This window comes from Allobosea eneae (assembly GCF_042657265.1).
GTDB classification, from domain to species: domain Bacteria; phylum Pseudomonadota; class Alphaproteobacteria; order Rhizobiales; family Beijerinckiaceae; genus Allobosea; species Allobosea eneae.
Map to the genome: position 1 here is coordinate 85283 of NZ_JBHSLW010000019.1, position 17391 is coordinate 102673.

A 17391-nucleotide genomic window follows, 5' to 3' on the forward strand; every position below is an offset into this window, starting at 1 on the left:
GACGCGCTGCTTGCGTCGCAAGGTCCATGCCGCTGAGGTGGAAGAGCAAGCTGACGGTGCGATGAAGCTTGTCTGACGAGGCAATGACACCGATATCCAGAACTGCCCGCGTCACATGCCTGTCACGGCATGCCCATCAGAGATTGCCAAAATCCCGCCAGAGCGAACGGAATCCGCGCCATGAACGCCCCTTTTGCGCCGTCCTCCACCGACCGCTATCTCGGCTGGCGCCCCGAGCGCTGCGACCGCGTCGCGCTCGTGCTCCAGGGCGGCGGTGCGCTCGGCGCCTATCAGGCCGGGGTCTATCAGGCGCTGCACGAAGCCGACATCGCGCCGGACTGGGTCTCGGGCGTCTCGATCGGCGCGATCAATTCGGCGATCATCGCCGGCAATCCGCGCGAGCGCCGCATCGAACGGCTGCAGGAATTCTGGGACCGCATCACCGATCGCAAGGTCTGGTGGTTCACGCCCGAGGGTGACATCTTCCGCCAGGCCCGCAACGCGACCTCGTCCTTCCTCACCACGGTGCTCGGCCAGCCTGGCTTCTTCGAGCCGCGACGCACCAATGCCTGGCTGGCACCGGCCGGAGCCACCGACGCGACCAGCTTCTATGACACCTCACCGCTCCGCGAGACCCTGCTGGAGCTGGTCGATTTCGACCTGATCAACAGCAAGCAGACGCATTTCTCCGTCGGCGCGGTCAATGCGCTCTCCGGCAATTTCGTCTATTTCGACAACACGCTGGAAGAGATCACGCCCGAGCATGTCATGGCCTCGGGCGCGCTGCCGCCGGCCTTCCCGACCGTGCAGATCGGCACCGAGCATTATTGGGATGGTGGCATCGTCTCGAACACGCCGCTGTCGCATCTGCTCGCCCAGGACGACACGCTGAACTCGCTGATCTTCCAGGTCGACCTGTTCTCGTCGCGCGGGCCGATGCCCAGGACGATGCAGGACGTGATGGGCCGGCACAAGGACATCATGTACTCCTCGCGCACCCGCATGGTCACCGACCTGTTCCAGACCTTGCAGGGCTGGAAGAAGAAGACCCACGAGGCTCTCAGCCACATCCCCGAGGACGCCCTGAACGAAGAGGATCGCAAGCTCCGCGACGAGCTCGCCTTGATCCCCGAGCACACCATCCTGCAATTGATTTACCAGCAGAAGACCTATGAGAGCCACGCCAAGGACCACGAGTTCTCGCGCACCTCGATGACGGATCACTGGCATTCCGGCTATGAGGACACCAAGCAGACGCTGACCCGCAAGGACTGGCTGGTGATCCCGCCCGACGGCGCCGGCATCTGGACGCACGACGTCCATCGCGACTTCGAGCGGCGCTGAGCCTCAGGACGCTCGATCAACGTTCCTGCGGTGGCACGTTGCGCAGCAGTTCGGTGCGCTCGCGCCGCTGCGCCTCCGTCCATTGCGAGTGATGGCGCTTGGTCGAGGCCGGGCGGTTCGCGAGGCCGAGGCCGAGCCCGCCCCAGTCGCCGACCGGCCGGATCGGCCGCTGCACGAAGCCGCCGCCGCAGCTCGGGCAGACGTTTTCCAGCGTCTTCTCGGCGCACTCGGCGCAATAGGTGCATTCATAGCTGCAAATGCGCGCCTCCAGCGAAGCTGGCGGCAGGTCGCAGTCGCAGAGTTCGCAGTTCGGCCGCAGCTCCAGCATGGCGTCTTTCTCTCGTGACGAGGACTGGATGCCATGAGGGGGCGATGTCATAAATGACAAGATGACCTCGTTTCCTGCCATCCCTGTCACAAAGCCGATCCGCGTCGTCATCGTGTTGTTCCCGCGCACCAAGCTGCTCGACGTCACCGGACCGCTTCAGGTCTTCAATGACGCCAAGCACCCGGATGGCAGTGCGGCTTATGAGATAACCCTCGCCTCAGAGCATGGCGGCCTGGTCGTGACCGATGCCGGCGTCCCCTTGCCGAGCATCACTCTGAGCGAAGCTACATCCCAACCGATCGATACCCTGCTGGTCTCGGGTGGCCGCTCGGCGCTGGAGGCGGCCGGCTCCGCCATGTTGCTCGACTTCCTGCGCGATCAGAGCGGCAAGGTCCGCCGGCTCGGCTCGATCTGTCTCGGCGCCTTCATCCTCGCCGCCGCCGGCCTGCTCGACGGCTGCGAGGCGACGACACATTGGGAATACACCGAGCGCCTCAGCACGGCCCATCCGGCGACGACGGTCAGGCCGGACGCGATCTTCGTCAGCAATGGCCGGATCTGGACCTCGGCCGGCGTCTCCACCGGCATCGACATGGCGCTCGCCATGGTCGAGGAGGACCTGGGACGCAAGACCGCGCTCGACCTGGCCCGCGACCTCGTGCTCTACCTCAAGCGTCCCGGCGGCCAGTCGCAGTTCAGCGGCGAACTGCAGCGCCAGTCGCGCGATGCCGCCGGCCGTTTCGAGCGCTTGCACGCCCATATGCGCGAGCACGCCGCCAGCGACCTCTCAGTGCCCGAACTCGCCCGCATCATGGCGATGAGCCCGCGCCATTTCGCCCGGGTCTATGCGCAGCAGACCGGTATCAGCCCGGCCAAGGCGGTCGAGGCGGTCCGGCTCGACCTCGCACGCGACCTGCTTGAGGAAACGAATATCGGCGTCCAGCAGGTCGCGGTCCGCGCCGGCTTCCGCGACGACGAGCGCCTGCGCCGCGCCTTCCTGCGCCGCTACGGCGTCGCGCCGGGCGAATACCGGACACGGTTCGGGAAATGACCAATCCGTCATTCCGGGGCGCCGCGCAGCGGCGAGCCCGGAATCCAGAGTCGATGAGGGTCATCGACAGGACACCCCGGTCCACCTATCGCCAAACGGTATCGCTTCTGGATTCCGGGCTCAGGCCGTCGGCCTGCCCCGGAAAGACGGACGCGCTACCCCCGCCCCAATTCCACCGGCACCGAATAGGAGCGCTTCACCCGCCCGAGCGCGAAGCTCGATTCGATCGAGGCGACATTGTCGAGCCGCGTCAGCTTGTCCTTGAGAAAGCGCTCATAGGCGGCGAGGTCGCTGACGATGATGCGCAGCAGATAATCGCGCTGCCCGGTCATCAGGTAGCAGTCGGCAACTTCAGGCCAGCGCGACACCGCAGCCGCGAAACGGTCGAGCTCCTCCTCGCGCTGGCGCTCCAGCTTGATCGAGGCGAAGACCGAGACGGGCAGCCCGAGCTTCTCCTGGTTCACGATGGCGACATAGCCCTCGATGATCCCGGCCTCCTCCAGCAGGCGCACCCGCCGCGCGCAGGGGCTCGGCGAGAGCCCGACCTTGCCGGCGAGTTCCTGCACGCTGATGCGCCCGTCGGACTGCAGGGCCTGGACGATGCGGCGGTCGATCTCGTCGAGCTTGAACTCTGGCATTTTCCCTCGCCTCGCCATGACAGCTTAGCGGAAACCGCCAATTCCGTCAGCCGGCGAGGCGGTCTTTAGCTGCCTTCCCCAAGGCAATTGTGCATGATGTCCCGGCCCAAGGAGCACCGCGATGTCCGATCCCCGTCTGCCCATCCTCGCCGAGCTGGAGAAGAAGATCCTCTGGCTAGCTTCGTGGACGATCCACAACGCCAACCACATCCGCCCCAACGAGGACGGGATGAAGGTCGGCGGACACCAGGCGTCCTCGGCCTCGCTGGCGACGATCATGACGGCGCTCTACATGGCCGCGCTGAAGCCGCAGGACCGGGTCGCGGTGAAGCCGCACGCCTCGCCGATCTTCCACGCCATCAACTATCTGATGGGCCTGCAGACGCAGGAGAAGCTGGAGAACTTCCGCGGCTACAAGGGCGCGCAGAGCTATCCCTCGCGCACCAAGGACATCGACGACGTCGATTTCTCGACCGGCTCGGTCGGCCTCGGCGTGGCGCAGACGCTCTTCTCGTCCCTGGTCCAGGACTATGTGAAGGCGCATGGCTGGGGCGAGGACATCCCCGAAGGCCGTATGGTCGCGCTGATCGGCGATGCCGAGCTCGACGAGGGCAACATCTTCGAGGCCCTGATGGAGGGCTGGAAGCATGGCGTGCGCAACACCTGGTGGGTGATCGACTATAACCGCCAGTCGCTCGACGCCGTCGTCCGCGAGGGCCTATACGACCGGATCGAGCAGATGTTCCGCGCCTTTGGCTGGGAGGTCGTCACGCTGAAATACGGCTCGCTGCAGCAGGCCGCGTTCAAGGAGAAGGGCGGCGAGCGGCTGAAGGCCTGGATCGATTCCTGCCCGAACCAGCTCTATTCGGCGCTGACCTTCCAGGGCGGCGCCGCCTGGCGCAAGCGCCTGATGGACGATCTTGGCGACCAAGGTCCGGTCACCAAGCTGATCGAGAAACGCTCCGACGCCGAGCTCTCGGCGCTGATGTGCAATCTCGGTGGCCACGACCTGCCTTCGCTGCTCGAAGCCTTCGAGGGTATCGACCACGACCGGCCGGTCTGCTTCCTCGCCTACACCGTCAAGGGCTTCGGCCTGCCGCTCGCCGGCCACAAGGACAACCATGCCGGCCTGATGACCAAGGAGCAGATGGAAGGCTTCAAGGCCGCCAACAAGGTCCGCCCCGGCCATGAATGGGACCTGTTCGAAGGGCTGACCCTGCCGGAAAAGGATATCCGCGCCTTCCTCGACAAGGTGCCGTTCTTCGCCAAGGGGCGCCGGCGCCATTCGGCCCCTGCCTTGCCGGTTCCGGCCAAGCTGGAGGCCGGCATCCAGGCGACGATGTCGACGCAGATGGGCTTCGGCAAGGTGCTCGATGAACTCGCCAAGCTCGGCGGCCCGCTCGCCGACCGCATCGTGACCACGGCGCCCGACGTCACCGTCTCGACCAATCTCGGCCCCTGGGTCAACCGGCGCGGTCTGTTCGCGCGGGCCTCGATGGCCGACACCTTCAAGGATGAGCGCATCCCCTCGATGCAGAAATGGGAATTCTCGCCCAAGGGCCAGCATATCGAGCTGGGCATCGCCGAGATGAACCTGTTCATCAACCTCTCGGCGCTCGGCCTGTCGCATTCGATCTTCGGCGAGCGGCTGATCCCGATCGGCACGCTCTACGATCCCTTCATCTCGCGCGGGCTCGATGCGCTGAACTACGCCTGCTACCAGGACGCCCGCTTCATGGTCGTGGCGACGCCGGCCGGCGTGACGCTGGCGCCCGAGGGCGGCGCGCACCAGTCGATCGCGACGCCCTTGATCGGCATGAGCCAGGACGGGCTCTGCGCCTTCGAGCCGGCCTTCGTCGACGAGCTTTCCGTGATGATGCGCTGGTCGTTCGAATACCTGCAGAAGGATGGCGAGGGCGATCCGGACGAGCGCACCTGGCTGCGCGACGAGACCGGCGGCTCGGTTTACCTCCGCCTCTCCACCCGCCAGGTCGAGCAGCCCAAGCGCGCGATGACGCCGGAGCTGGAGCGCGACATCATCGACGGCGCCTATTGGCTGCGTAAGCCCGGCCCGAACGCCTCCGTCGTCATCGCCTATACCGGCGCCGTCGCGCCCGAGGCGATCGAGGCCGTCGGCCTGCTCGCCGAGGATCGGCGCGATGTCGGCCTGCTCGCGATCACCTCGGCCGACCGGCTCAATGCCGGCTGGCAGGCGGCCGAACGGGCGCGCCAGCGCGGCAACCATGCGGCGACAAGCCATGTGGAGCGCCTGCTCGGCGATCTCCAGCGCGATTGCGGCATCGTCTCGGTGCTGGACGGCCATCCGGCGACTTTGGCCTGGCTCGGCAGCGTCCATGGCCACCGGCAGAAGGCGCTCGGCGTCGAGCATTTCGGCCAGACTGGCACGGTCGCCGACCTCTACCGCCATTTCGGCATCGACGCGAACGCGATCGTCCACGCGGCGAACGCCGCGGCGCCGGGCCGGCCGGTCAGGTATCTGAAAGCGCTGCCATAGGGCCAGGGCCGTCATGCTCGGGCTTGACCCGAGCATCTCAGGCCGGAAGAGGCTCTAGTTGGTACCCACTCGTCAGGAGATTCTCGGGTCTGCGCTTCGCTTCGCCCGAGAATGACGGTTACCCGCGCTTCACCTTCACCCCGGCAATCAGCCACGCCCCGGTCAGGAAGAAGCCGATCAGCACCGCCAGGCCTGCGCGTTGGCTCGCAAAAACGGTCGTCGCCAGCGCGACCAAAGTCGGTCCCATGAACGAGGTCACCTTCCCGGCGAGCGCGAACAGGCCGAAGAACTCGCCGATCCGGGCCGGCGGCGCGATGCGCGCGAGCAGGCTGCGCGAAGAGGCCTGCAAGGGGCCGGCGACCAAGCCGATCAGGAGACCCAGCCCGAGATAGACCTTCTCCGGCAGCGAGGCGAAGAGGCCGTCACCCGGCGTTGCCGGCACGGCCTCGATCACGAAAGCGACCTGCCCCGGCCCGAGCGAGAGGATGCCGATGCAGGCGAAGAGCAGGCAGGCGATGGCGCCGAGGATCACCGTCTTGCCGCCGATCGCATCGTCGAGCTTGCCGCCGGCCCAGGCGCCGAGCGTGCCGGTGATGGTCAGCAGAATGCCGAACACGCCGAGCTCGATCGTCTGCCAGCCGAAGACGCCGGCGCCGTAGATGCCGCCGAAGGCGAACAGCGCGACGAGCCCGTCCTGGTAGATCATGTTGGCCAGGAGGAAGCGGCCGAGTCCTGGCAGCGAGGGCAGTTCGGCGATCGTCGCCTTGAGATGCGAGAAACCGCCGGCGGCCGCCTGCTTCAGCGATATGCCGGTCCGCGGCGAATCCGGCGTCAGCAGGAACATCGGCGTGACGAAGATCACGAACCAGAGCGCGGTGAGCGGCCCGGAGAAGCGGTCGCCCTCGCGCGCTGCGGCGTCGAGCCCGAACAGCGGCGACAGGCCGGCCAGCGTCTTGCCCGTATGCGGATCGGCGGCGAGGAAGCCGAGCGTCAGCGCCAGCGAGACCAGGCCACCGAGATAGCCGACGGCCCAGCCGGTGCCGGAGAGCCGCCCGAGCCGCTCCGGCGGCACCAGCCGCGTCATCATTGCATTGTTGAAGGTCGTGGCGAACTCGGCGCCGATCGTGCCGATGACGAAGCCTGCGAGCGCGATCGGCACCGCCCAGGGCGATCCCGGCTTGGCGTACCAGAGCATCGCTGAGCCCGCGACCAGCATCGCGCCGAACACCGCGATCCACGGCTTGCGCGGCCCAGTCTGGTCGGCGATGCCGCCGAGCAATGGCGACAGCAGCGCGATGGCGAGGCCGGCGAGTCCCGTCGCATAGCCCCAGAGCGCCTGCCCCTGAGCCGGGTCGCTCGCCAGCGCCGAGGCGAAGAAGGGCGCGAAGACGAAGGTGGTGACGAGCGTGAAGAAGGGCTGCGCCGCCCAGTCGAAGAAAATCCAGGCGACGACCGAGCGTCGTGGTGGATAGGTGGCGGGCGTGCTCTCCCCACCGCCGGGCTGCGTCATCGCCGCGCTCAAAGAACTGAACCTGCATCGAGAGAAAGCTGGTCGTCCCGGACAAGCCGCGCCAGCGGCGCCGATCCGGGACCTATGCCTGAACTTCTATCGGAAAAGCTCAGGCATGGGTCCCGGGTCTCCCTCCGGTCGCCCGGGACGACAATGAGAGGGAAAGCCCGCAAATCGCTCACTGCAGCGTCGTGTCCGGATCGGAGCCGCCGCGCGCCAGCTCGATCTCGGTGATCGCGACCAGCACCTCGGCCCGGCTCTTCAGGCTGGGCGCCTCCAGCAGCGCCTGCTTCTCGCGCGGCCCGAACGGGCACATCATCGAGAGCGCATTGACCAGCGCCTCGTTCGGCGCCTCGTTGACGCCCTTCCAATCGATCTTGAGCTCGTTCGCCTTGGCGAAGCTGCGCAGCGCCTTGAGCAGTCCGGCACGGTCGACCTCGTCCTCGCCGGCACGCGCCTCGAAATCGACGACGAAGTCGCCATAGGAGACACGGCCTTGGCGATAGGGCGTGGTGACCGAGAGCTCCTCCTCCAGCCGGAAGCGCGAGACCCCGGTCAGCGTGATGATGTAGCGGTCGTCGCCGGTCTCGGCGAACTGGGTGATCCGGCCGACGCAGCCGACCTGGAGGAGCCCCGGCACCTGCGGCTGGCGCCCGTTCTCTGGCTCGGGCTGGATCATGCCGATGACGCGGTGCGTGCGCAGCGCGTCATCGATCATGGAAAGATAGCGCGGCTCGAAGATGTTTAGCGGCATCTGCCCGCGCGGCAGCAGCAGAGCGCCGGCAAGCGGAAAGAGCGGGATCACGGCCGGGCAGTCGTCCGGCCCGGAATAGACCGCGTTCATGCCCATGCGCGCCCTCCCCGGCTCACGAGAACAAGAGGCCCGACAGCTTGCGCCGCCCGGCGACGCTGTGCTCGTCCATCGGCCCCCAGGCCTCGAAGAACTGCAGTAGCTGCTTGCGGGCGCCGTCATCGTTCCATGTGCGATCGGCTTTGATGATCGCGATCAGATGGTCGACCGCCTCCTCGCGCTTGTCGCGGGCGTTAAGCGCCAATGCGAGATCGAAGCGAGCCTGGTGATCCTTGGGATTAGCCGCGAGCTTCGCCTCGAGCTCGGCCGTATCGCCGAGCGAGGCGGCCTGCTCGGCAAGCTCGACCGCGGCCCTGACCGCCGCCACCGCCGGATCCTGCGCTTTCGCCTCCGGCACCATGGCAAGGAAGCCCTTCGCGCCCTCGATGTCGCCGCCGTCGAGATGCAGGCGCGCCATGCCGGCGATCGCCGCGATGTTCTCGGGCTCGGCCGCCAGCACCTCGGCATAGAGCTCGCTCGCGCCCGCGGCGTCGCCCGCCTCCAGCGCCTGCGCCGCCGCGGCCAGCACTTCCTCGACCGGCCCCGGCCCCATCGGCCCGATCAGGCGCTCGATGAAGGCCTTCACCTGGCTCTCCGGCTGCGCGCCCATGAAGCCGTCGACCGGCTGGCCGCGCTGGAAGGCGATCACCGCCGGAATCGACTGGATGCCAAGCTGGCCTGCGATCGCCGGGTGCTCGTCGATGTTCATCTTGACCAGCTTGACCTTGCCGCCGGCCTCGTTGACCACCTTCTCGATCACCGGGGTCAATTGTTTGCACGGGCCGCACCAGGGCGCCCAGAAGTCGACCAGCACCGGCTGGTTCATCGATTCGGCGATGACGTCCTGGCGGAAGCCCTGCGTCGTCGTGTCCTTGATCAGCCCCTTGGCCGGGGCCGCATCGCCATTGACCAGCATGGCTCGTCCTTCACCTAGCAATCTGTCGGTACTGAAACCTGAAACCGGATGCCCGCCGCGGCGGGCCATCCCATAGATGGGTGGCTTCAGCCGTTCTGTCCATCGTCCGGCGGCGTCGGAAGGTCAACGATCATCGGCTCATGTCCGGTGGCGCGCAGGAAGGCGAGCATGTCGTCTTTGGAGATGCCGAGCGTCGCCGTGTTGACCAGCGGATGGAAGTTCAGGCGCTCGCCATCCATCAGGGCGGCATCGAGCACCATGGTCACGTCGCCCGCATGGTCGTTGACCACGGCGAAGGCGGTGACCGAGCCCGGCGTGACGCCGAGCTTCTCCATCAGCAGCTCGGCAGAGCCGAAGGACAGGCGCCCGCTGGCGCCGAGCCGCTCGTGCAGCCGCTTCAGGTCGATGCGCGTGCTCTCCAGCGCCGAGACCAGGAAGATCCGGCCCTTCTTGTCCTTCAGAAAGAGGTTCTTCGTGTGGTGGCCGGGTACCTTGCCGCGCAACTCCTTCGATTCGGCGACGGTGAAAACGGCAACATGGTCGATACGCTCGGTCTTGATGCCGAGATCGTCGAGCCTAGCGATGAGATCATCGGGAGAGAGCGGCGTGGGCATGGGCGGCCAGCAAGGAGAGGGGAACTGCGCGATGCCTAAGGCCGCAGGCCGGCGCAGGCAAGCGAAGCAAGACAGGCAAGCGAAACAAGATGAGAAAGAGGCGTCCCGGCCCGCCCTTGCCCGGCACAGCCTCCGCGATCATGCGTCGAACGGCTTGCGCAGGACCGCGAGTTGCCGCGCAACTGCCGATTCTCGGCCGCGGCTGACCCGGCCAGGGCGATAGTGCTGGCCGCCCCCCCGAGCTCCCCCTGAAATGACGCGGTTTTCCCGGCGGTTTTTGCGGCGCTGTCACGTGACGATCAGAAAATTGCAACAAGGCGCTTGCGCTTCTCATCCGGTTGGGCAATAAACCGGCCGCGCCGCCAACGCGGCGCGACTGTCTCGGATGCGGGTGTAGCTCAGGGGTAGAGCACAACCTTGCCAAGGTTGGGGTCGAGGGTTCGAATCCCTTCGCCCGCTCCAGACAAATTCAAGAAAATCAGTGGTTTAGCAGGCGCCCTTCGGGGCGTTTTCTGCTCGCACGACATGTCACTCGCGTCGGTATAAGCGCCACAGAGCGCAGTCCCGAATATGAAAGAGTGATTTTCCGTTCGCAGAAGTCATCTGAATTATCGGTGCTTGACGGCTACTCATAGGATGAATGCGCTGGCAGATCCTGCTTCCATTGCGGGAGCGGCGAGCCTACTGAGCGCAAAGCGAGAATCGATCGCCATCACGATCTGCCACTGAACCGGCAGGCCCGGGGGTTCGGGATCAGTCGGGGCAGCGTCCATCTACCATGCGCTTCGGCCGCCGATCTGGCCTTGATGCGCGCGATTGACACGCTGCATCTGGAATAGCCCTTCTCCGGCAGCCGCATGCTGCAAGACCTGCTGCTGGCTGAGGGGCATGTCACCGGGCGCCTGCATGTCGCCACGCTGATGAAGCGCATGGGGATCGAGGCGCTCTACCGCCGCCCGAGACCTCGAAGCCGGCGCCGGGGCACAAGATCGTCCCCTATTTGCTGCGCAAGCTGGCGGTGACTCCGCTCCATCAGGTCTGGGCGATGAATATCCCTACACCCTGATGGCGCCGGTTTCGTCTACCTCACCGCCGTCGTCGACTGGTTCAGCCGCAAGGTCTTGGCCTGGCGGCTCTCGATCACCATGGATGTCAGCTTCTGCATCGAGGCGGTCGATATCAGGCCTGTTGCACCGGCCGGAGGCCTCTCTAAAGCCCGGCACGGCAGACGCCCGATCAGGCCTACTTCGATGCGCAGCAGCCAATCCCGGTTGCGGCATAACACGGGCCGACATCCACTTAGCGACAGCCCCGAAACTATTCAGACAACCGAGCCAGCTCTATGATCTATGTTCGCCGGTCAAGCTGGATACCTGAAATGGTGCAGCACGTTCTGCCTGAGATCCTCTTCGTCCAGCGCTAGCGGTTCGAATTCGGCGACAAGGCGGGCAATCCTGGCTCGTTCCCTATCCTGCGCGGAGGCGGGAATGGTGCATCTCACCTCGCTCCAAACCGCTTCGAGCGCGGCATCGGCGCGAGCGACTTCAGCGGGATCATTCAACGATGGAGATGTCATGTCGATTCCTCGAGAATTGGCGTTCGCAGGCTGCGAGCCGGTTGGCACGAGATTGCTCGACGCTCTTGGCGACGCCCAGATTTCGCACGCGCTGAACCCGACCTCCCAACGCGTCACGGCCGGGCTCGGCGGCGCGAGCGCATGGCCAGATCCTGTCGAAGCGAAAGGTGTTGGATCATTGGTCGAAGCGGCCGATCGGGCGCCGATTTCGCAAGGAGGCCGGTCGCGACTGCCTGACAATGTCCGGACAGGTGATAGGATGGCGCCACAGCAAGCGAGTTAGACGACAGCCTTGCGTCACCGTCGCCCTTTGCCATGCGGCGGTCTGAGATCCGCCGCATGGCGCGGCTCTAGCTCGCTTTCACCGCGATCTTCTTCACCTGCGACAAAGCCTCCTGTGTTTTTGGCAGTGTCACGATCAGGACGCCGTTCTTGAATTCGGCGCTGGCCTTGTCCGTGTCGATCCCCGCTGGCAGGGGGATCGAGCGATAGAACGAGCCATAAGAGCGTTCCGATAGGTGATAGCCTCTGTTGCTCTCCTCGCGATCACTCCTCTTCTCGCCTTTGATGGTGAGGGTATTGTTGGTAAGCGAAACGTCGATCTCCTTCTGGTCGATGCCCGGAAGTTCAATCGAGATCTCCAGTGCGTTCTGCGTTTCCGCAACATCGGTTCTCGGACCGTCAGAAGCCCAGTGCCCGAACTCCGCGAACGGATGATCGAACCGTTTCCAGAAGTCATCGAAGATCCGGTTCACATCGCGCTGGAGAGAAAACACAGGGTTGTCCTCCTCCCGCTTCGCGACGTCGCTTCCCTTGTTGCTACCCCACGGGATCAGGTCTCTGATTGGCATCGTCAACCTCCTTGTGGCGCGGGCCTAAGCCGTCTTCAGCTCGATCTTGCGAGCCTTGGCGGGTGCCGCCTTCGGCAGCACCAGGCGCAGGACGCCGTCCTTCTGTGACGCCTCGATGCCCTCGCGGTCGATGTCCTCAGACAACGTAAAGACGCGCTCATAATCACCTGCGCCATATTCGGCATAGATCTGGCGATAGTTTTCGCGCAGCTGATCGGTCGCGTAGCCACGGATCGCCAAGGTTCGCTTCTCGAGCGTGATATCAACCCCATCCGAGGCGACGCCGGGCATATCGATGAGAAGAACGACTTGGTCCTGCGTCTCGTAGATGTCGGCGCGGGGCACGAAAACTTGACGCGAGCGGGTTCGTTCGCTGCCATCAAGCTTGTTCGGGACCTGCCGGTCGGTTGTCTGCAGTGCTTGAGCCATGATTGCCTCCGCTTATCCCTTGATCTGGATTTTCCTGGGCCGGTCCGACTCCGGCCGGTGCAGCTCGACTTCCAGCAGCCCGTTGGCAAAACGCGCCTCCACCTGCTCGGGATCGACGCGGAACGGCAGCTGGATCGTCCGGGAGAACTGTCCGATGGGACGCTCGCGACGATGCCAGACAGATGTCTCGTCTTGCGATTTGCGGTCGCCCTTCAAGGTCAGCGTATTCTCACGCACGGTCAGATCGACATCGTCGGGTGCGATCCCAGGCAGCTCCGCGGTCAGCGCGACGCTATTCTCGCCAAGCCAAAGATTGACTGGCGGGAACTCTTGAGCGGCGCTGGTCCGCAGGCCGCCAAGGCGCTGGTTCATTTCCTGTTGCATGCGCCGCATTTCTAGAAACGGGTCGAACCCGATGCGGCCAAAGTCCGATAACATCATGTCATCCTCCATCGCATCATGACCTGGTCTGACGCCGCGCGCGCATGCGCGCTCCGGACGCGGCATCGATCAATGGCAGGCGAGATGAAGCGATCCGGGCCAAGACCAGGCTGGTCTGTCGCACGAACTCGCACGATGCGAGTAGGAGGGGTTCGAACAAACACCGGACCACATCCTCCTTACGAAGCGACATGAGCCGAACCCGGTCCACTATGCAGTCGGACCGTCGTTCCCGCGCCAGGATCCGAAAGCGGCATCCGGCGAAAACGAGTTAGGGTGGGGAAAATTGCGTTTCAAGGGGGGAACGATCGCGCGAAGGCGGCCGCGTAACCGTCACGCGCTTGCAGCCACGGGCTGGCAACCTCACATCGCTCGCCGTCGCGAATGCGGAGCCGAAAATGCAATTCTCAGCACTGGATCCGGTTGATCTTGCTCGGGCGGAGGCCGCATTGGAGACCGCGTGGCGCGCCGTCAAGCCAAGCATTCCAGACGCTTCCGTCCATGCGGAGAGAGAACGGTTGGCGCAGGTAGTGGCCGACTTGGCAGCCATCGCCGAAGATGAAGACGACTTGGCGCTCCGCGCCCTCCGTCGGTATCGGCATCCTTCATACGGGCGCGCTGAAGGGCCGGCACGAATGAGAGGTGGCTGACCCATGATCGGCATTCAAATCGGCTCCACGGGCCTCTTGAACCAGGCCGGCATATTCCCAAGTTTTCCAGCGCGAAGCTCTTCGCGCTGAAAGGAGTAATTTGGGAGAGCCTGCGATGCCTAAACCGAGTGTTCCAGTTCCGTTCGCGGCAACCGCTAGCGACGACGCGGCGATCGATCGGCTGCTGCGGCCGAGCTGCTTCTATCGCAGCCCGCGCAATGTCCTCGAGGATCGATCATTAACCCCGGGAGAGAAGCGGGCTATCCTGTCCTCCTGGGCCTCCGATGCCTGCGCGGTCACCTCATGCCCGCAGCTGAGGCATCCTGATTTCGCAGCAGACCCGGTCTCATTCGACGAGGTCATGGACGCGCTTATCGCACTCGATCGTAGTGACAGCCCAGACTGTGACGTCGTGAGCCTGTCGCGGGGCTCCGAGGCTCTGCTGGCCTGATCGGGAGGAATGGCGATGAGACCTTACTGCTGGGCCAGGAGCATCACGGATGAAGCTCGATGAGTTCAGGCGGCCGATCATCGTGCTGACCGCCTTCGGGCGACCCACGGTGATCTCGTCCGCGATGGAAGCTTGCGTCTTCTTGGCCGACTGGCCGGCGGCACGGCGTGATCCTGCCCACAGCTTTGCCATGAAGGCCTGTCAGGCGGCCCTGCGCGGCGACATCGACGCGGAGACGGCACGCGGTGTGTTCGCCGCGTTTGCCGAGAAGCAGGATATCCTGGCTCCGGATATTGCACTCATGTCCCGCGGGCGCCGAGCGGTCCCGCAGAATTTCGCCTGAGTTCGATCAGGAAGCAGCCTTGCGGGCTGCTTCCAATTCAGTGCAGGTGGAATTCGCCAGTGATCGCGCTGAGATCGGCGGGCCCGATCAGATCCTTGTGCGTCACGGTGATGCGAAAGAGCTTGCCGTCGAGCTTGGCCTGCCAGAAGGCGAGAAACTTTTTCAGCTCGGGGAAGCGCGGCGCTAGGTCGTAGTCCTGCCAGACATATTCCTGCAGGATCGAGGGGTGGTCTGGCAGGCGGTAAAGGATGCCGGCGGTGGTGAGGCCATAGCCCGCGATCTGGCGGGCGAAATCAATGGAAGCCATTCCTTTTTCAGCTCCGTGGTTACCCTGCTCATGGCAGCGCAAATCCAATGCGCTCGCAAGTCCAAAAGTTCCCCTTAGCTGTACGAATTCAATGCGTTAGCACTCATGAGAAAAAAGTGCTGCCAACCTCTTGAAGGCAAAAATAGGGCAACCTAGATTGTCGCGCGGGCACGGCGCCTCAAGGGCGCGCGGAACCTCGCCGCGAGACCCGCATAGGGCCGGCCCGCTTTGACATGTGACCGACATGGAAACTGGAGGAACTCATGAAGTTTCGGCCATTGCATGACCGCGTCGTCGTGAAGCGCATCGACGCCGAGGAGAAGACCAAGGGCGGGATCATCATCCCCGACACCGCCAAGGAAAAGCCGCAGGAGGGCGAGGTCGTCGCCGTCGGCGCCGGCGCGCGCGACGAGACCGGCAAGCTCGTGCCGCTCGACGTCAAGGTCGGCGATCGCGTGCTCTTCGGCAAATGGAGCGGCACCGAGGTCAAGATCGACGGCCAGGATCTCCTGATCATGAAGGAGTCCGACATCATGGGCGTGGTCGAGGCGACGGCGAGCCTCAAGAAGGCTGCCTGACGGGGCCTTTCATCCCATCTCATCAACCTGAAACCTCAAGTCTGAAGGAGTGAGGAATCATGGCTGCGAAGGACGTGAAGTTTTCGCAGGACGCGCGCGAGCGGATGCTGCGCGGCGTCGATACGCTGGCGAATGCGGTGAAGGTCACGCTCGGCCCCAAGGGCCGCAACGTCGTGATCGAGAAGAGTTTCGGCGCCCCGCGCATCACCAAGGACGGCGTCACCGTCGCCAAGGAGATCGAGCTCGCCGACAAGTTCGAGAACATGGGCGCCCAGATGGTGCGCGAGGTGGCCTCGAAACAGAACGACGCAGCCGGTGACGGCACCACCACCGCGACTGTCCTGGCGCAGGCGATCGTGCGAGAGGGTGCCAAGGCGGTGGCCGCCGGCATCAACCCCATGGATCTGAAGCGCGGTATCGATCTCGCCGTCGAGGCGGTGACGAAGTCGCTCGGCGAGCACTCCAAGACGATCACCGGCTCGGAGGAGGTCGCGCAGGTCGGCACCATCTCCGCCAATGGCGACCGCACGATCGGCGAGATGATCGCCGAAGCGATGAAAAAGGTCGGCAACGAGGGTGTCATCACCGTCGAGGAGGCCAAGACCGCCGAGACCGAACTTGACGTGGTCGAGGGTATGCAGTTCGACCGCGGCTATCTCTCGCCCTACTTTGTGACCAACACCGAGAAAATGGTCGCAGAGCTGGAAGACCCCTATATCCTGATCCACGAGAAGAAGCTTTCGGGCCTCCAGACGATGCTTCCGCTGCTGGAAGCGGTGGTGCAGACCGGAAAGCCGCTGCTGATCGTCGCCGAGGACGTCGAGGGCGAGGCTCTTGCCACGCTCGTCGTCAACAAACTCCGAGGCGGCCTCAAGATCGCTGCCGTCAAGGCGCCAGGCTTCGGCGACCGCCGCAAGGCGATGCTCGAGGACATTGCGATCCTGACCGGAGGCACCGCGATCAGCGAGGATCTCGGTATCAAGCTGGAGAACGTCACCCTCGACATGCTCGGCCGCGCCAAGAAGGTCCGGATCGAGAAGGAAAACACCACCATCGTCGACGGAGCGGGCAAGAAGGCCGAGATCGAGGCCCGGGTCGCGCAGATCAAGGCGCAGATCGAGGATACCACCTCGGACTACGACCGTGAGAAGCTCCAGGAGCGTCTGGCCAAGCTCGCCGGCGGCGTCGCGGTCATCCGCGTCGGCGGTGCGACCGAGGTCGAGGTCAAAGAGAAGAAGGACCGCGTCGACGATGCCCTGAACGCAACCCGCGCCGCGGTGGAAGAAGGCATCCTGCCGGGCGGCGGCGTCGCCCTTCTGCGCGCGGTCAAGGCGCTGGAACGCCTGAAGCCGGCCAATGACGACCAGAAGACCGGCGTCGAGATCGTCCGCAAGGCGATCACCGCGCCAGCCCGCCAGATCGTCGAGAATGCCGGCGGTGACGGCGCGGTCGTGGTCGGCAAGCTGCTGGAATCTTCCGATTATGCCTGGGGCTACGATGCCCAGACCGGCGAGTACGGCGATCTGGTCAAGGCCGGCATCATCGACCCGACCAAGGTCGTGCGCACGGCGCTCCAGGATGCCGCGTCGGTCGCGGGCCTGCTGATCACCACGGAGGCGATGGTCGCCGAGCTGCCGAAGAAGGAAGCGGCTCCGGCGATGCCGGCCGGCGGTATGGATTACTGAGCATGGGAGGGCGCCGCGGCTTCCGTGGCGCCCTCTCCCCACGCGATCTCCGGGCATCCCGAGGGAAGCCATGCCCTTTTCAACGCTGACCGATCCCATCGACCTGGCCCGTGCGCAGGCAGCCCTTGAAACGGCTTGGGCAGAGATCAGGCCGGCGCTTTCTCAGGATACCTATGAGCGCGAGCGGACCCGCCTCGCTTACGCCGTCGCAGCGCTTGCGAGCCTCGCCGAGGATGAGGACGATCTGGCGCGACGCGCCGTCGAGCGCTATCGCTCCCAGTCCTGAGCTCTTTTGCTATCCACCTGCATTCCTG

Annotated in this window: 18 protein-coding genes, 1 tRNA gene and 1 pseudogene; 10 read left to right on the forward strand and 10 right to left on the reverse strand. The window is 64.9% G+C overall.

Annotated features, from left to right (window positions below):
• The first annotated feature begins 180 nt into the window (after positions 1-180).
• Positions 181-1344 (forward strand): patatin-like phospholipase family protein, encoded by a 1164-nt coding sequence (locus ACFPOB_RS14370; RefSeq protein WP_377799146.1) that lies wholly within the window; start codon positions 181-183, stop codon positions 1342-1344.
• A 16-nt stretch (positions 1345-1360) separates the two neighbouring features.
• On the opposite strand, the gene ACFPOB_RS14375 is transcribed toward ACFPOB_RS14370, so the two are convergent.
• Positions 1361-1672 carry a DUF1272 domain-containing protein gene (locus tag ACFPOB_RS14375; RefSeq protein ID WP_377799147.1) on the reverse strand — a complete coding sequence of 104 codons (312 nt, stop codon included), beginning with the start codon at positions 1670-1672 and terminating at the stop codon, positions 1361-1363.
• A 61-nt stretch (positions 1673-1733) separates the two neighbouring features.
• Between ACFPOB_RS14375 and ACFPOB_RS14380 the strand changes: the two genes are divergently transcribed.
• Positions 1734-2723: a GlxA family transcriptional regulator gene (locus ACFPOB_RS14380; RefSeq protein WP_377799148.1), complete on the forward strand. Its 990-nt coding sequence runs from the start codon at positions 1734-1736 to the stop codon at positions 2721-2723.
• 155 nt (positions 2724-2878) lie between these two features.
• On the opposite strand, the gene ACFPOB_RS14385 is transcribed toward ACFPOB_RS14380, so the two are convergent.
• Positions 2879-3361, reverse strand: coding sequence for an Lrp/AsnC family transcriptional regulator (locus ACFPOB_RS14385; RefSeq protein ID WP_377799149.1), 483 nt, complete (start codon positions 3359-3361; stop codon positions 2879-2881).
• Positions 3362-3482: 121 nt separating this feature from the next.
• On the opposite strand from ACFPOB_RS14385, the gene ACFPOB_RS14390 reads away from it, so the two are divergent.
• Positions 3483-5876 carry a transketolase-like TK C-terminal-containing protein gene (locus tag ACFPOB_RS14390; RefSeq protein ID WP_377799150.1) on the forward strand — a complete coding sequence of 798 codons (2394 nt, stop codon included), beginning with the start codon at positions 3483-3485 and terminating at the stop codon, positions 5874-5876.
• A gap of 118 nt (positions 5877-5994) precedes the next feature.
• Here ACFPOB_RS14390 and ACFPOB_RS14395 read toward each other — a convergent pair whose 3' ends face one another.
• The 4 genes from ACFPOB_RS14395 to ACFPOB_RS14410 form a co-directional block, all read right to left on the reverse strand.
• Positions 5995-7386, reverse strand: a complete 1392-nt coding sequence (locus ACFPOB_RS14395; RefSeq protein WP_377799151.1) for an MFS transporter — start codon at positions 7384-7386, stop codon at positions 5995-5997.
• 178 nt (positions 7387-7564) lie between these two features.
• Positions 7565-8236, reverse strand: coding sequence for an LON peptidase substrate-binding domain-containing protein (locus ACFPOB_RS14400; protein WP_377799152.1), 672 nt, complete (start codon positions 8234-8236; stop codon positions 7565-7567).
• A gap of 16 nt (positions 8237-8252) precedes the next feature.
• Positions 8253-9152: a thioredoxin gene (gene trxA / locus ACFPOB_RS14405; RefSeq protein ID WP_377799153.1), complete on the reverse strand. Its 900-nt coding sequence runs from the start codon at positions 9150-9152 to the stop codon at positions 8253-8255.
• Positions 9153-9238: 86 nt separating this feature from the next.
• Complete coding sequence (locus ACFPOB_RS14410; RefSeq protein WP_377799154.1) at positions 9239-9766, reverse strand: prolyl-tRNA synthetase associated domain-containing protein; 528 nt, start codon at positions 9764-9766, stop codon at positions 9239-9241.
• Between the two features lie 387 nt (positions 9767-10153).
• Here ACFPOB_RS14410 and ACFPOB_RS14415 point away from each other — a divergent pair.
• A tRNA-Gly gene (locus ACFPOB_RS14415) sits at positions 10154-10228 on the forward strand.
• A 218-nt stretch (positions 10229-10446) separates the two neighbouring features.
• Positions 10447-10944, forward strand: a pseudogene (locus ACFPOB_RS14420) (IS3 family transposase); the annotation flags it as partial.
• Between the two features lie 748 nt (positions 10945-11692).
• Here the strand turns inward: ACFPOB_RS14420 and ACFPOB_RS14425 are convergent.
• The 3 genes from ACFPOB_RS14425 to ACFPOB_RS14435 are packed head-to-tail and all read right to left on the reverse strand — an operon-like array spanning position 11693 to position 13063.
• Positions 11693-12193, reverse strand: a complete 501-nt coding sequence (locus ACFPOB_RS14425; protein WP_377799155.1) for an Hsp20/alpha crystallin family protein — start codon at positions 12191-12193, stop codon at positions 11693-11695.
• A 24-nt stretch (positions 12194-12217) separates the two neighbouring features.
• A complete protein-coding gene (locus tag ACFPOB_RS14430; protein WP_377799156.1) occupies positions 12218-12622 on the reverse strand; it encodes an Hsp20/alpha crystallin family protein in 405 nt (134 codons plus the stop codon).
• 12 nt (positions 12623-12634) lie between these two features.
• Entirely contained in the window at positions 12635-13063 is a 429-nt protein-coding gene (locus ACFPOB_RS14435; RefSeq protein ID WP_377799157.1) for an Hsp20/alpha crystallin family protein, read from the reverse strand.
• 765 nt (positions 13064-13828) lie between these two features.
• On the opposite strand from ACFPOB_RS14435, the gene ACFPOB_RS14440 reads away from it, so the two are divergent.
• Positions 13829-14164, forward strand: a complete 336-nt coding sequence (locus tag ACFPOB_RS14440; protein WP_377799158.1) for a hypothetical protein — start codon at positions 13829-13831, stop codon at positions 14162-14164.
• A 49-nt stretch (positions 14165-14213) separates the two neighbouring features.
• Entirely contained in the window at positions 14214-14507 is a 294-nt protein-coding gene (locus ACFPOB_RS14445; protein ID WP_377799159.1) for a DUF982 domain-containing protein, read from the forward strand.
• 37 nt (positions 14508-14544) lie between these two features.
• On the opposite strand, the gene ACFPOB_RS14450 is transcribed toward ACFPOB_RS14445, so the two are convergent.
• A complete protein-coding gene (locus tag ACFPOB_RS14450) occupies positions 14545-14814 on the reverse strand; it encodes an usg protein (protein WP_377799160.1) in 270 nt (89 codons plus the stop codon).
• 263 nt (positions 14815-15077) lie between these two features.
• Between ACFPOB_RS14450 and groES the strand changes: the two genes are divergently transcribed.
• From groES to ACFPOB_RS14465, 3 genes are all read left to right on the forward strand, one after another.
• A complete protein-coding gene (groES, locus tag ACFPOB_RS14455) occupies positions 15078-15392 on the forward strand; it encodes a co-chaperone GroES (RefSeq protein WP_377799161.1) in 315 nt (104 codons plus the stop codon).
• Positions 15393-15451: 59 nt separating this feature from the next.
• A complete protein-coding gene (gene groL, locus ACFPOB_RS14460) occupies positions 15452-17077 on the forward strand; it encodes a chaperonin GroEL (protein ID WP_377799162.1) in 1626 nt (541 codons plus the stop codon).
• A gap of 70 nt (positions 17078-17147) precedes the next feature.
• Entirely contained in the window at positions 17148-17363 is a 216-nt protein-coding gene (locus ACFPOB_RS14465) for a hypothetical protein (protein WP_377799164.1), read from the forward strand.
• Positions 17364-17391: the final 28 nt, after the last annotated feature.